This window comes from Lyngbya sp. CCY1209, from assembly GCF_055795065.1.
This window is the reverse complement of sequence record NZ_JAYFER010000556.1, coordinates 18,268-34,299: the sequence shown is the minus strand read 5'-3', so window position 1 is coordinate 34,299 and position 16,032 is coordinate 18,268. Positions and strand designations below refer to the sequence as shown.

Genomic DNA, 16,032 nt, shown 5'->3' with positions numbered 1-16,032 from the left:
GGCATTTTTTAGGTTCACCAAAAAGGTTTCGTCTTCCTCTATGTTGCGATCGCCTTTGACGGGCACTTTAATTTCTTTGCTGGTTTCCCCCGGCCGCAATGTGAGCTGACCCCGGGTGCGGGTGTAGTCGTTCGCTTTGGCGGTTCCGTTTTTCGTGGCATAGTTGACCCTCACCCTCTCATCGCTCGGGCGATCCATACTGACGGTAAATACCGCGTCCTGAGTGCCGCTGTTCCCTTCCTCGATGCTGACATCGCCGATGGATATCTGGGGTAAATCGTCGTTGGCGATATTAATTTTAGCTGTTCTAGATTTGTCGAGTTTACCGTTAACTGCATTGTTCAGTTTGAGCAATAGCAATTCATCTTTTTCGGGGGCGATATCCCCCAAAATTTCCACTGGTATAGTTTGGCTAATTTCCCCGGGGGAAAAAGTCAAAGTCCCCGTCGGCGAACTGACATTATAATCCTCTCCCCGGGTGGCTTGGCGATCGACGATCGCATAATCAACCGTCACCGTCTGGGTGCTGGCTTCGCTCAACTTCACGGCATATTCCAGGGTTTGGATCGTCCGCTCTCCCATCGGGTCGAGATCCCCCTCTGGGACGGTGGTTTCCGTTTCTTCAAACCCCAGCAGCGGTTCAAACGGTCGCGCCCTCATGTTCAGATTGTATGGGGTCTGATTGCCCTCAATTTTCAAGTAGTAGGTGCCGGGATTTAACGTTTCGCTCGTCGAGAAAGGTTTCCGAGTCTTTCGTTCTAAAATCGGCTCTGCGATCAAGTTTCCCAGGTCGTCCGCCGAAAACAACTGGGCTTCCAGCAGGCCGTTAATTTGATTTATTTTTAAGTCAAAGTCGCTCTTTCCTTCCAGTTCAAAACTGTAAAAGTCGGTCGAGTCTTCTACGCCGAGTTTGGTAAAGCCAATCCTATCTCTGTTGCGGAAATTTTCGAGAACGCCGAGGGATTCTGCCGTTGACGGGGTGCGATCGGGGTCGAGTTCCCTCACCGATTGTGCTTCGAGATCTAACTGATATGTCGTACCGCCCCTGCGGCGTGCGGGAACCACGCTCACAAAGTAATCTCCCGGTTCCAATTCTTCGGTAATTTCCTCTGCTTTCGCCCCCCCTTTGCGGCTCCTCGCCTTTTCATTTAATTCGCTATCGAAGAGATATACGTCGGCGTTGGCGGTGAGTCCGTCTAGCTTCAGGTTGAAGCCGCTGGTTTCGTCGATGCTAAACTGATAAAAATCGTTGTTGTCTTTGAAACTACCTTCTCTAAAACCGATTTGATTGCGCTCTAAAATTCGGTCTTGCGCGTCGAGGCTACCGAGTTGTTTGGCTTTTTGCCGGTTGGAATAGTCGTCTTCGGCGAGATTGGCGCTGAGGCGGAGTTTGTATTTCGTTCGATCTTGATTATTAGGGAAGACGCGGATGTAATAAGTACCCGGCCCTAAGACTTCTTGGATCTGTTCAGAATTGTTGCGGCCTTTCGTACTGCTGTCTTGGACTGTACCCGCACTATCGAGCAATTCTAGGTTGGCATTGGCTGTTAATTCATCAAGTGTGATGTTAATATCGCCTTTTTCCAGCAGTGTGAAGCTGTAGTAATCGTTGAGATCGCGGTTATCTGAGCCACCGAATCCAATTTTATCTTTTTTAGTGAAGGTTTTCTGGGTGGTCGGATCGTTGGCATCCAAGGCTTTGGTGGGGTCGATCGCTACCTCTGCTAAAGGTTGTCCCGGAATGTCCCCATCCTCATCTTTAATGTCGGGATCTACGAACAAATTAAGATTGTATTTAGTTCGGTTATTGCCCACTTTTTTAACCCGGACGAAATAATCGCCAGCGTCCAAAATGGGATTGAGTTCGTCAATGGCAGTGCCACGGTTGTCAGAACTGAAGATGCGGACGATGTTCTGGTCGGCATCGAAGCCGTAGAGTTCCAAATCGGCATTGGCAGTCTCGGGATTGAGGGTGACGTTTAATTGGCTCTCTTCTTCGATGGTAAACTTATAATAATCCGATTCATCAGTGTTGTTACCGGAACCGAAACCGATGCGATCTGATCTCCGTTTTCGGGACTTGAGTATTCCCCAGTCTTTCCCCGGCAGTTGGTCGTCGGCTTCTCCGAAAGGTTGGGCCGTGGCGCTGAGGATGTATTCGGTGCGATCGCTCGAAAATGGTTTCACCCGAATGTAATATGTATCCGGGTCTAAAATCACGTTAATATTTTCGAGTTGCTGACCCGAATTATTGGAGTTAAATAGCAGGCTTCCCGTGCCATCCAATAACTCTAAATCTGCATTTTGCTTGAGTCCACCCAGGTTGATGTTGACATCTCGCTGGTTCTTGAGGGTAAATTTATAGTAGTCATTTTGGTCGCGAATGCCATCGACTTCAAACCCAATTTCGTTGGGGAACTGTTTCTGCTCTTTTGATAAGATTAATCGTTTTGCTTGGGCTAAAGTTCCATAATCTTCGTTCCCGAGTAAAGCGTTGAGGCTGAGGCGATATTCGGTGCGATCGCTCCCAAAAGGAACGACTTTCAGGAAGTAAGTCCCGGCCTCTAGGGGCCGGTCAATTTTCTCCGGTTCCAGACCGGTTTTGTTGCCCTGGTCGAGAATCGTTTCCCGATCGCCGTCATACAAAAAGACATCGGCATTTTGTGTCAGACTATCCAGGTCGAGGTTGAAGTTTCCCTCCTTTCTCAAGGTAAATTTAAACCAGTCTTCTTCGTCCCTTCTCTTGCCTTTAGAAAACCCCACTTGGTCGGATCTTGTTTTTGGATCTTCGCCGATCGCTCCCAGGTTAATGATTTTCTGTTTTTGAGGGTCGAATGGCATGATAATTTCTCCGGTCGTAACAGCTTTTTCACCGGGTTGGATGGCCCGTGAAAAGGTAGGGGGCGCGATCGCGCCCCCTACCGCCAGGTTTGACCCCAAAAAGGGGGCGGGTATTTTGCCAGTCCCGGGACGGTCGCGGGTCTGTTCCTACCCCCGACCGTTTCCCGAAAACTAAGCGGAAACGCTCAGGTCGTAAGGCGTTTGACTGCCTTGGCCCAAAACTTTGACGACGTAGGTATCGGGACTCAAGAACGTTTGAATCTCCTCGCTACTGGTGCCGGAATTGGTGGAACTGCCCAGCAGTTCCCGTCCTTTGCTGTCGTACAGTTCCAGGTTGGCATTGCCGCTCAAGCCGTCGAGGGTAATGTTGACGAAACCGCCGGTGTCTAAAACAAAGTTGTAATAGTCATGGGTGTCAACTTTGCCCCCTTCCGTAAAGCCGATCAGACCGCCTTTGGTGAGGGGATCGTCTCCCGCGGTACCTAGGTCGATTCCCGGTGCGGTGTCGTCGGCGACTTCCGTGATGGCACCGGCGCTCATGTTCAGATCGTAGCTGGTCTTGGCTGCTCCCTTGGGCAAAACCCGCAGATAATAGTCGCCCCCATTCAAGGTTTCGTTGATATTTTCGTTGAGGCTTCCCCCTTTGGCAGAACGCTGGAGCAGGGTGCGACCGTCGCTGTCGATTAACTCGAGGTCGGCGTTGGCTTTCAGGTTTGTCAGGTTGATGTCAACGGTACTTTCCTTGGTTAAGGTGAACTTGCGGTAGTCGTTGACATCGCGATAACCGCTTTCTCGGAAGCCGATGGAGTCGCTGTCGCTGTAGTCACCCAGGACGCCGATATCGTTGACATTTTCGGGTGGCCGGCCGCCGTCCGGGTCGGTGAGTTCCTCCATGCCACCGCCAACTTTGAGGGTGTAATTCCCGCGAGCGCTGCCTTGGGGTTCGACCCGGATGTAGTAGGTGCCCCGTTCCAAGTCTTCTTCGATGTTTTCGTCTGCCTTGCCACCGTTGCGAGAGCTGTAAAGCACACTATCCGAACTGTCGCGCAGTTCCAGATTGATATTGGCGCTCAGGTTTTCCAGGCTGATGCTGACTCGCTTCTCTTCGCTGAGGCTAAAACCGTAGTAGTCCACCTGGTCGCGGCTGCTGCCGTTGCCGAAGCCGACCGTATCGATCTTGCTGTAATCTTCCGCGAGTTCCCCGATGTCGGTGTACAAAGAACTTCCGGGTATCGGACCGCCATCTGTGTCGGCTGCGTCGCTGCTGGCAAAAATATCCAGCAAATAGGGAGTTTTCGCAGTCCCCTGGGGTTCGACTTCCAGGAAATAGGTGCCGGGTTCTAGAGTGTCACTAATCTCGTCCTCTTGGCGACCAGGGTTCGTCGAGTCGCGCAACAGGGTTCCATTGCTCTCGTACAAGGTGATGTTGGCATCCCCCCGCAGTTGGCTCAGGGTAATATCAACATCGCTTTCTTCGCCGACAGTGAAGATGTAGCGATCGATGGTGTTGCGGATACCGCTGGAGGTAAAACCGATGCGGTTATTATTGCTGTAGCCGTCATCGAGGGAGAGCAGGTCGCCGACCTCGAACTCATCAACGGGATCGACATCCCCGGTATTGACCGTCAGGCGATAATCGCTGCGGGCGTTGCCCTTGGGCAAGACCTTGACGTAATAAGTGCCGGCGTCCAAAAAGGTGTTGATATTTTCGTTTTTCCGGCCCCTTTCATTGGCTCGATTCATCACGCTCGTGCCATCGTCCTCGTACAGGATCATGTCGATGTTCTGCCGCAGGCGCCCGAGGTCGATGCTGACGGAGCCATCTTCGGTGAGTTCAAAGCGGGTCCAGTCTTCTTGGTCCCGACCGGAACGCCCCTCGGTGCGGCCCATTTCGTTGTTGAAGACCTTTTTCTCATCATCGGCGATCGCGCCGAAATCGTAGGCTTCTTCCGGGGTAGGATAGTCGTCAACGTAGGGCAGAGCCGCCGTGATACCCAACCGGTAGTTGCTCCGGGCATCGCCGTTGGGGGTGACTTTGACGGTGTAGGTTCCGGCTTCGAGGCCCTCCAACTCCAGCTTTTCGGCTTTGCGACCTTTGTTGTTGCCCTCCTCGACCAACTCCTCGCCATCTTCGTCGTAAATCGCGACGTTCAGATCGGCTCTCAGTCGGTCCAGGGTCAGGTTGACATCGCTTTCTTCCGAGAGGGTGAAGCTGTACCAGTCCACGGTGTTGCGGGAGTTGGCCGTGGCACGACCGACATCATCGCTGGCGCGGACGGGGTTCCCTTCGCTCACTTCCCCGAGAAAGATGCCCGGCGGGGTATCCGGGTATTCGATGAAGGGGCTCGCACTCAAGCCCAGGCGATAGTCCGTCCGGGCGTTGCCTTTGGGGAAAACCCGCACGTAATAATCGCCGGACTCGAAAACTTCGCTGATCTTTTCGGCTCGGCGACGGTCGTTGAAGGACTGGAACAGGACGGTTTCGCCGTCTTTGTCCAAGATTTCCACGTCGGCGTTGCCCTTGAGTTGGTCGAGGGTGAGGAAAAATTCGCTCTTTCCGGCGACGCTGAATTTGAAGTAGTCTTGTTCGTCCCGGTTCTTGCCCCGGCCGAAGCCAATTTCGTTAATTTCGCTGACTTCTTCCGAGCCGATGACGCCCAGGTCTTTGGCCGTGGCGGTGGAGTCGATTTCGTCCGTGAGGGCTTCGGCGCTGACGGCCAGGCGATATCGGGTGCGATCGCTCCCCTCGGGATACACTCGGATATAGTAGGTGCCGCTTTCTAAGTTTTCGGTAATCTCCTCCCGCCTGCGGTTGGCTTCGGTAGAGTTAAATAGCACCGTACTGCCATCGGCATCGAGAATCTCCACGTCGGCGTTGCGCTTGAGTTGGTCGAGGGTGAGGTTCACCTCGCACTCGGCGCTGAGGGTGAATTTATACAGATCTTGCAAGTCGCGGTAGCCGCCCTCGATAAAGCCGATTTCGTCGGTGTTGCGGTATTTTGTTTTCCCCTTGCTGAGGTCGCCAATATTAATTTCGTCCTCAACAACCCGATCTGGGAGGTCAAGGGGTTTGACGTTGACCGTGGTTTCGCCGTATCCCAAAACCTCCAAGGACAGGCTATCTTTTCGGGTCGTCAGATCTGTGGTTCCGAGTTCCACCTCAAAGGTCCGACTTTCCCCACCTTTAACGTCTGTATACTGCACCGGGTTGATGCTTTGAACGTAGCCAAACTCATCGCTCTGAGCGACCATCGTCAAATCGCTCAACACTTTTTCCAAGCCGCTGGTTACGACTTCAACTAAGTTGGAGCTATCCCGACTCAAGGTTTCGACCGTCCCAAATCCCAGTTCATCGACGAGTTGTTCGTAGGTTCGGGTCTGGTCGCCGGTGACGGCAAAAATCGGCACGATACCGGCTTCTTGTAACGCCGCCTTGACTTGGTTGATACCCGGGTAATCTTCTCCGGTCCCTGCCGGGTCGCCATCGAGGACGATATCGCCGTTATTGGCGGTGATGATACCTGCCGATTTTCCATCTCCGGCTTGATGGTAGTCGGCATCTGTGGAGAGAACCACGACCCGACGGGAGTTATTGCGGTAGCCCACCTCTTTTTCCCGGAGGGCCACCTGCATCAGTCCCTCGAGTTGAGCCTCCGGCAGGTCCATACCATTGCCGATTTTCAAACCATTCATCGCCGTCTGGAAATCGGGGAGCGAGTCGGTTACGGCTTGTTCGGTACGGTATACATAATCGCCGAAGTCACCCAAGGGATATTGGGGTTTGTCGATGAAGGAAGCCAGGCCAAATTGACTGTCGGGTTGAATGTCTCGAACTTCGGAAACCAAGTCCGGAATCAAATCCCGCAACACCGGCAAGTCATCCCGAAACGAACCGGACAAATCGGAGAGAAAAACCAGGTCGAGTTGGGACCGGGTTGACCTTCTCGGCACGGTTGCCGTAATGTCAAATTTAACGTTATCTCCGGGGACGATGGTGACATCTACAACGTCGGGATTTAACCCTCTTGCGCGATCAACGATGTTGGTTATACTGCTTTTTTTGTCGCTCATAATTTTCTCCGTTCGGTAAGTTGTGAACCCACAATTTTGGGGTCTTTTCTCGCGGATATTACCTCCTAAAAATCGAGAAAAAGCTCTAAAAAATAAATCTTGATCTCGGTTTTATAGGAGGGTTTATTGTCAGCCGAGAGAAACCTTAGAAAAAGCTAATTGTGTAATCCGTCTGGCTGCTGCCCACGGCATAAACCCGCAGGTAATAGTCGCCGGCATCCAAACTCGATGAAATGATTTCGCTGTCGCTGCCGGAGTTGGAAGAAGAAAAGAGCGGGCTACCGCTGTCATCCAACAGTTCCAAGTTGGCATTCTGCTTCAGATCGCCCAGAATGATCTGGACATCATCGGCTTCGTCGAGGGTGAATTTATAGTAGTCGCTTTCGTCGGCCACTCCGTCTTCAGTGAAGCCGATTTCGCCACTTTGAGTGAGCGGATCGCCACCCAAGTCCGTAGCCGTTTGCAGGGTGCCGTCGGGGTCTTCTCCGATAATCGGATCGTCGTCGATGGGCTCGTCGTCGATGGGTTCGTCGTCGATGGGTTCGTCGTCGATGGGTTCGTCGTCGGCGGGCTCGGCGTTCATGGTCAGGAAATAGCCGGTTTTGGCGTTGCCGACGGGGAAGACTTGGGCGGTGTAGTCCCCGGCTTCGAGAGTTCCGGTCAGAAATTCTGGGGCTCGGCCGGGGTTGAAACCGGTCAGAACCATTTCGCCCTCGCTATCGAGCACCATCACGTTGGCATCCCGCCGGATTTCGTCGAGGGTGAGGGTGAAGTCGCTTTTGGCATCCAAGCTGAAGTTGTAGGAGTCGGTGGTGTTCCGGCTTCCCCCCCGGCCGAAGCCGATTTTCTCCCGTTCTTTGTACTCGTTATTTTTCAAGTCGCCCAAAGAACCGACTTCAAAAACTTCAGTGCCTCCACCAGCCGCCTCGGTTTCTATACCCAGACGATACCGGGTCTCGGCGTTGCCGACGGGCAGGACTCGCAAGTGGTAATCACCGGGTTCCAAGACTTGGCCGATGAGTTCTTCGCTGCGTCCCTTTTCCCGGGAAACGTAAACGGGTCTGCCCCTTTTGTCTTCCGGGTCGAAAACGCCCCTGTACACTGCCAGGTTGACGTTTTGGGTGATTTGGTCGAGGGTGGCGGCGAAGTCGGTGTTCTCGCTGAGGGTGAAGTTGTAGACATCTAACTCGTTGCGAACGCCACTCCGTTCCTGGCCGACGTTGTCGTTGTTGCTCGTTTCTGCGACACTGCTCAGGTCGCTGAGCTCGAAGACGTCATAGTTATCGATGGGTTCCTCGGCGCTCAGGCTGAGGCGATAGTCGGTGTTGCCGCTGCCTTTGGCGACGACTTTGACGTAATAGGTGCCAGCATCGAAGGTTTCGTTGATGGCTTCCGACCTCCGGCCTTCTCTTTTGGATCGGTGGAGCATTTCGCCGTCGCCGTCGTAAATCTCGGCATCTGCCGCGTTGACCCGCAGTTCGTCCAAGGTCAAATCGACGTTTTTCTCGGCGCTGAGGGTGAATTTGTACCAGTCGGCTTGATCTCGGAAGCGATCGCCCGTCAAGGTCCCGACACTCTCTTTTTCGTTGACCGGGTCGGGTTCCAACTCGCCCAAGTCTTTGGCTGTTTCCAATGTCGGGGCGTCATCCACATCGATCTGGGCGTCGAGTTCCAGTCGGTAGTTGGTCTTGGCCGCACCTTTGGGGCGCACTTGGATCGCATAGTCCCCCTCTTCTAAGAACTCGCTCAGGGTTTCCGGTTTGTTGCCCTTGGTGCGAGAGCGGGCCATGAGGGAGCCGAGTTTTCCACTTTTGCCCTTGCTGGGATCGTATTCGTACAGGAACAGATCGGCATCGCGCTCGAGTTGGTCTAGGTCGGCGTAGAAGGAGGCGTCTTGGCTCACCTCAAAGCTGTAGTAGTCCTTTTGGTTGCGCCGCTTCCCCCGACCGAAACCGATGTCCTCGACCATGACAAAGGGCTCTTCGGTAGCGGTCAGATCTCCGACCTCGGTGCCGGGGAGTTCTTCGGGGGGCAGCACTTCGTCGGCGCTCAAGTCCAGGCGATATTGGGTTCGGGCTGAACCTCGGGGCGACACCCGCACCACGTAATCGCCTTGGTTCAAGATGGCGTTTATTGTTTCTTCCTGCCGCCCGCGCTCCATGGATTGCCAGAGGACGGTTTCTCCATCGCCGTCTAAGATTTCGACGTTGGCATCTCGTCTGAGCTGGTCGAGCTTGAGGCTGACATCGCTATTTTCCTCTAAGCTAAAGCTGAAATAGTCGTTTTCGTCCCGTCCGTCGCCCTGGGTGAAACCAATTTCATCGCTGACTTCGATGGATTCTCCCAGGGGGTCGAGGATTCCCAGGTCAGTACCGGGAGCCTTGCCGTCGGTGTCGGTGATGGGATCGGCATTGAGACTCAGCCGATAGTCCGTTTGCGATCGCCCTTGTTGCAGCACCCGCACGAAGTAGGTTCCGGGTTCGAGGTCGGTATCGATGGTTTCCCGTCGCCGGCCCGGTTCGTTGGACCGAAACATGACCGAACCGTCGCTATCTAAGATTTGGACGTTGGCGTTGTCTTCGAGATTGTCGAGGGTCAAGTTGAAGTCACTTTCCTCTTCAATCGTGAATTGGTAGTAGTCGTTGCGTTCGCGTCTGCCATCTTCTCTAAAACCGATGCGATCGTTCGTTTCCGTCGGTTCTAGTCCGATGACACCTATATTTAACGCATCTTCTATGGTGTCGTATGCCATAATTAATTTTTTTCTCCCGAATTTTGACCATAAAATACCACCACATTGCCCCGGAAATTCAGTCGCCATTTAACTGATCTGCCGCGTGGAAAAGTCTCAAATTTGAAGAACTACAAAAAATAGGGACAGCCGGCACTTTCGGATCACAACTGCTGAGGAACGGTTGAACTGATAGTCAATCCCCCCTTCGATGGCGATTGGGTGGACAATTCATGATGACACCACAATCCTAGCACGAATTTACGGAAAGGCAACCCGTTTTTACAAATAATGTTTGGGCGATCGCGTCGATGTCCGTTGCCGGCGAATAACGGTGGTGTTATCCGATGGAATCCAGACTGATGCGGAACTAAAATATACGGGAAACATCCACCACTATTGGGATGGGGAGAACTTCATCAATTTTACGCGATTTTTTACAAAAATTCACATTGGGGGTGGCGGGATGTGCAAAGGACTTTATCTCAGTATTTTCACGGTTGATTTAATGTCGTGCAACCCATAGGCTTCCCCCCCCAGCCGCCCCGAGGAGTCGAGGAGGAGGGGGGATTTAGCAAAAGCTCAGTGAGTCGATGCCAGCAGTCCCAGGCTCAATGAAGCAATGTTTAGACGGCGGAAAAATGCAAGTCGTAATTCGTCCCGTCGCCGGTGCTGTAGTAGCCGCTGACCGAGACAAAATAAGTGTCCGGCCCCAGAAGGGCAGAAATAGAACCCGTCTCGCCCGGTGCCACATCGACGTAAGAGTCGATTGAGTTATCGTCGATGTCATAATAGACCGAACTGCCGCTGGAGTCGTAAAGTTGCAGGGTGGCACTCTGACTCAAACCGGACAATTGAACGTTAACCGTGCGGTTGGCATCGAGGGTGAACTGGTAGTAGTCGTATTCGTCGATATCCCCGACCCAATCGTTAACGTTTTCCCCGGTCAAGATATCCACCGATCGCGCCGTGTCGAAAGTTTCGCCCGCCCCGTCTGGATGCGCTATGGCCGAGAGTTGCAAGTTGTAACCGGTGCTGGCATCCTCAACGCTGTTAACTTGGACAGTGTAAGTACCGGCTACCAGGTTTTGAGTAATCGCCTCGGCAACAGTCGTGAAATTGCTCGAACTAGCTACCCGATAACCTTCGCTATTATGCAAGGTCAAGTCGGCGTTGGCGCTCAAACCGCCGAGGCTGAGGCTGACGGTGGCATCTTCGGCGAGGGTGAACTGGTAGAAGTCTTCCTTGTCGCTCTCGATGCCGTATTGACTGCCGACAAAATCGGTAAACGTTTGCGTCGCACCCAAAGCGCCGATATTCTTGGTTTGAGGTTCGGTGTTGCCCACGAGGTTCGCTGGCGAGTAGGTCAGCGGGGTGGCGGACAAGGTGAAGTTGTAGTTGGTGTTGTCGCTACCCTGATAAACTAAGGCGTAATAAGTACCGCCTCCCAAACTCGCGGTAATCGCATCGTCAGTGGTGTCGCTGTTGTACGAACCATCGAGCAAATTTTGCTCGCTGTCGTACAGGTACAGGTCGGCGTTAGCTGCCAAACCGCTCAAATTCAAGCTGACGGAACTGTTGGGGCTGATGGTGAATTGATAATAGTCGTAGTCGTCAAGGTTGCCCACCCACTCGGGAATCGTTTGAGCGGCGCTAATAGCCCCCAAATTTCGGGCGGTTTCAAAGGTGTTGCCTGCCGTGTCAACAATAGCCGTCGCCGATGCAGTTAGGTTGTAATCTGCACCAGTAGTACCATCATCACTGTTGACCCGGACGTAGTAAGTACCCGGTTCTAGGGTCTGGCTAATGGCTTCATCGGCATTATCATAATTAGAGGAACCGTCAATCCAATATTGATCGCTGTCGTACAGGTACAGGTCGCCATTGCCGTTCATTCCCGTTAAACCGAGGTTGACGGTACTGGTTTCAGCGAGAGTAAAGCTGTAGTAATCGTTGGTGTCTAAACTCCCCACCCACTCCGTCTGGCTGGTGCTGCCCAGGGCACCGAGAGACAAAGCCGCGCTAAAGTCGTTGCCCACAGTATCCACTCGCGGAGTTGCCGAGAGTTGCAGGTCGTAGTTGGTATTGGCAGAAGAGTCGCCGACGGCGACAAAATAAGTACCCGGTTCCAAGTTGGTGGTAATGTTTTCATCGGCATTACCGGAATTATAGGAATAGGCTAAGTAGCTTCCCGTGTTGTCATAAAGTTGCAGATAAGCATCGCCACTCATTCCACCCAGATTAATGTTAACCGTGCTGTTGCCATCCACGGTAAACTGGTAATAATCGAGGTTGTCGATATCCCCCACCCAATCGCTGGCGGACTTGGGTTCGGCGAGACTGCCTAAATCTAAGGCTTTATCAGCCGTATCTCCGGCGCCGTTGTTCGGTAGGGACGTTCCAGTTACCTTGAGGTCGTAGGTCGTCTCGGCATTGTCAACGCTCTTAACCTCGATAAAATAAGTACCGGGAGCCAAGTTTTTGGTAATGTTTTCGTCCGCATTCTTGAGAGTATGCGACTCGGCGCTCCAGTATTCTTTGCTGTCATAAAGAGATAGATCGGCATTGGCGCTCAACCCCGTCAAATCGATTTTAACGGTGCTGTCGGTGTCCACCTGGAACTTGTAGAAGTCGTTCAAGTCCTCGTAGAAACCGTGGGGGTTGCCGACATATTCGGTTTTGGCGATCGCAGTGGAGCTCGCGGTACCAATATCCAGGGCAGTCTCGTAATTCCACCCGGTAATTTGCGGTGCTGGATAGCTTAAAGCCGGTGCCGAGATTTCCAAGTTATAAGGCGTGTTGGCATTGTAGTTCTCCACCTGAACGTAATAAGTCCCCGGCAACAACTTCTCGGAAATCGCCTCGTTCTTCTTGCCATTAAGAGTGGAACTCTCAATGCTATAGCCGTTTTTATCCAACAAATAGAGGCTGGCATTAGACCGCAACCCGGTCAAACTCAGGTTGAGATTGCTCTTCTGGTCGAGTTCGAGCTTGTAATAGTCGTTGTTGTCGTCGGAAACTCCGAAGAAATCTCCCACGAAGTCCGAGAAGGTCTGGGCTTTCTCGCCCACAACGCCAATGTCCCGGGCATTTTTCAATTCGCCACCGGCACTGTCGTCGGGTACCGCCCCCAGAGATAATGCTTTCTTAGCCGTGTTGTTGGTTTCGTTAACTTCCACGAAGGCGTTTTGGTCGTCGGCGATCGCCCCAATATAAAAATCAGTCAGGCCGCTGACGCTACTGGGCAAAGTCAGTTTCTTGCTCAGATTAGTTGTAGTATTACCCGCCAACTTCTTAACAGTGTCGGTACCCAGGAGGGTGTCGCTGGTGGTGACTTGATTATCTTCGGAGAAATAATAGCCCACTCGGAAAGTATCCGCAGTGGAACCGCCAGTATTACCCACCGTTAAGCTGACATTAAATTCCTCCCCAGGATTGACCGTTTCCCGATCAGTTGTCAAATTGCTGATACTCAAATCGTTGGGGATGTCAACACTGACCTTCTGACTGGCAGTATTATTCAGTTCATTATCCTCGGCAATAGCCCCCTGGCTATCCACAACGAAGCCCAAATAATAGTCACCGGCTCCCTGCCAGAATTTGTCCTCTCCGGCAGGCAAGGTCAATTGTTTGCTTAATTTCTTAGTATTTTTGCCACCGGAAAGAGACTTGACCTTGGCCGTCCCCAGAAGCAGATCGCTGCTATCTATGCCTTCATCATCGGACAAATAAAAGCCCACTTCAAAAGCATCAGCCTTGATATTGCCAGTATTATTGATCTGGTAATTTACCTTGACTTGTTCTCCGGGATTCAACCCATCTTTAACATCTAAAGCCCGGAATTTTAGGCTCGATAAATCCAGAGTTTCTCGGGTAACTCCCAAACTTAATTCGTAATCAGTTTTGGCGTTTTTACCCGGGAAAACAGCCACATAATAATCTCCCGGTTTCAGCTTCTGATCAATGCCTTCTGCCTTGGAGCCTTTGGCGGTAGATTTGTCAACTTCTTTGCCCTTAGCATCCAGCAAGAATAAATTAGCATCCTGCTTCAAACCATCCAAAGACAAGTTAACATTGGCTTTCTCGCTCAAGCTAAAACCGTAGTAATCTCCGGCATCTCGAAGGCTACCTTGTTTGAAACCAACCCGGTTCTTTTCTGCCACCTTATCTTGCAAATCAAGACTGCCCAATTGTTTAGCATTGGCAATATTATTAAAGTCATCATTGACCGGATTTGCAGTCACTCCCAAATTGTAGTTAGTTTTAACCTTGCCTCCATTTGGTTCGATGCCAATGTAATAATTTCCCGGCTGCAAAATTGCGTCGATAGTTTCGTTTCTCTTGCCTTTTTTATGCGATTCATCTATCAGCCGTCCGTCAGTTACCAACAAGGATAAATTAGCATCCCCAGTCAAACCGTCCAGAGTAATATTAACATCGCTCCTTTCCGCCAAACTGAAGTTATAAAAATCACCGACATCGCGGATATTCTTGGAAGATTCAAAACCTACTTTGTTTCGTTTGGTCACTTTTTTAGTTCCCAATTCTCCCAAATCAGTACCCGGCAAAGCGTCGTCCTGTTCTCCTATTTTCGTATTCCCAGAAACGCTCAATTTGTAGTCGGTACTGCTGCCACTGTTGGGTTTCACCTTGATGTAGTAAGTACCTTTATCCAGAATACTGCTAATTTCTTCTGGTTTTTTACCGTTTTCTTTGGAACTATAAATCAGAGTAGTTCCGTCTTTGTCGTACAGTTCTAAATCGGCATTTTGACTCAACCGGTCTAAGGTAATTGTTACGTCAGTTTCTTTGGTTAACTCGAATTTCCAGAAGTCACTGGTATCGACAAAACCCTTTTTCTTCAAACCAATATCGTCGGTTTTAGAAATCGGTTTTGCTTTCAGTTTGCCCAGATTTTTTCCGGGCAATTGAGCGTCGGGGTCGTCGATTTTATTGTCCGCATTCAAGGACAGGATATATTCGGAGCGATCGCTCCCTACCGGTTCGACTAAAGCATAATATTTACCCCGGTCTAAAATGGTGCTAATTTGTTCCACATCCTTGCCTTTATTGGCAGAACTGTAAAGCAAATCGCCCTTGCGACTTAACAGCTTCAAATCAGCATTTTGGTTGAGACCGTCCAGAGAAAGATTGACCTCGCTATCTTTCTTGAGGGTAAATTCATAATAATCTTTTTGGTCTCGTTTTCCTCCAACCTCAAAACCAATTTCGTCCCTTTGCTTATTCGGTTTTTTACGAAGGATTCCCAAATCATCCGCCCGTTTTAAAGTGCCATCGGGGTCGTCGATTTGATCCGAATCAAAACTCAGGCGATATTTGCTTTTAGCACGGCCTTGGGGTTCCACTTTCACATAATAAGTCCCGGCATCTAAAACCCCATCAATGATTTCCTTATTCTTGCCCTTACTTCGGGACTGATCGAGAATTGTTTTGCCATCATTATCAAGGAGTTCAATGTTGGCATCATCTTTGAGACCATCCAAGACAATATTTAAGTTATTGAACTTTTCTGTCAGGGTAAATTTATAGTAGTCACTATTGTCGCGAGTACCATTTTCATCAAACCCGATTTCGTCATTGAAGACCTTTTTGTTTTTACTTAAAGGCCCTAAATTTGTAGCTCCTTCGGGTTGACCATCAGCATCTTGTAAAATTGTTTCTGCCGTCAAACTCAAATCATATTTAGTTTTGGCATCTCCCTTGGGGTACACTCGCAAATAATAAGTTCCTCGATCTAATTCGACATCGATATTTTCTCGTTTCTTGCCGTTTTCTGTCGAGGAGAATAAAATTTCCTTTCCATCTCGATCTAGCAATTGTAGCTCGGCATTATCTTTGAGGTTATCTAGAACTACATTGACTTGGTTTGTTTGACCTGTCAGCTTAAATTTATAGTAGTCATTTTTGTCTTTTGACTTGCCCGCATTAAACCCAATATTGTCCCGGTGATTAATGGGGTCATTTCCGACTTTACCCAAGTCGAGAGCTTTTTTGGGAGTGTCCATAATTTTTCATATTACTCAACATAGTTAGAAGCTAACATAATTTTGGCTGAGTATATCTGATTTTGACAAAAATTTATATTTTTTATGCCCGGGTAATTTTCTTTACAAAACTTCGTGAATAAATGTAAACAAAATTCGTCGAAAATAAAAAATTTATTTAATTAAAATTATCAAAATAATTTGATTTATTTTTCGCGATATTATTTTTTATATTTTGTATTTTTACTAGGTCATGCTTTTCGATAAATTATGGTGTTCAACCCGGACAAGCAACAACGACCATCGGAAGCCGATCGCTCATCAATCGGCTAGATTGTCCCTGATCGAGTCCATATTTTCTCGATCCCGACCGTTTTTTAACTT

Annotated in this window: 4 protein-coding genes; all 4 read right to left on the bottom strand. The window is 50.4% G+C overall.

The window, feature by feature from the left end:
- Positions 1-2,841 (bottom strand): PPC domain-containing protein (locus AC0QHF_RS19540; protein WP_324705914.1); only part of this gene is annotated, 2,841 nt, incomplete at its 3' end.
- Between the two features lie 171 nt (positions 2,842-3,012).
- Complete coding sequence (locus tag AC0QHF_RS19535; RefSeq protein WP_324705913.1) at positions 3,013-6,912, bottom strand: pre-peptidase C-terminal domain-containing protein; 3,900 nt, start codon at positions 6,910-6,912, stop codon at positions 3,013-3,015.
- Positions 6,913-7,057: 145 nt separating this feature from the next.
- Positions 7,058-9,664 carry a PPC domain-containing protein gene (locus tag AC0QHF_RS19530; RefSeq protein ID WP_324705912.1) on the bottom strand — a complete coding sequence of 869 codons (2,607 nt, stop codon included), beginning with the start codon at positions 9,662-9,664 and terminating at the stop codon, positions 7,058-7,060.
- Positions 9,665-10,269: 605 nt separating this feature from the next.
- Positions 10,270-15,669 (bottom strand): pre-peptidase C-terminal domain-containing protein, encoded by a 5,400-nt coding sequence (locus AC0QHF_RS19525; protein WP_324705911.1) that lies wholly within the window; start codon positions 15,667-15,669, stop codon positions 10,270-10,272.
- Positions 15,670-16,032: the final 363 nt, after the last annotated feature.

Coding starts and splice junctions, on each gene's coding strand:
- AC0QHF_RS19530 (WP_324705912.1), bottom strand. CDS start 9,664: ATGGCATACGACACCATAGAAGATGCGTTAAATATAGGTGTCATCGGA.
- AC0QHF_RS19535 (WP_324705913.1), bottom strand. CDS start 6,912: ATGAGCGACAAAAAAAGCAGTATAACCAACATCGTTGATCGCGCAAGA.
- AC0QHF_RS19525 (WP_324705911.1), bottom strand. CDS start 15,669: ATGGACACTCCCAAAAAAGCTCTCGACTTGGGTAAAGTCGGAAATGAC.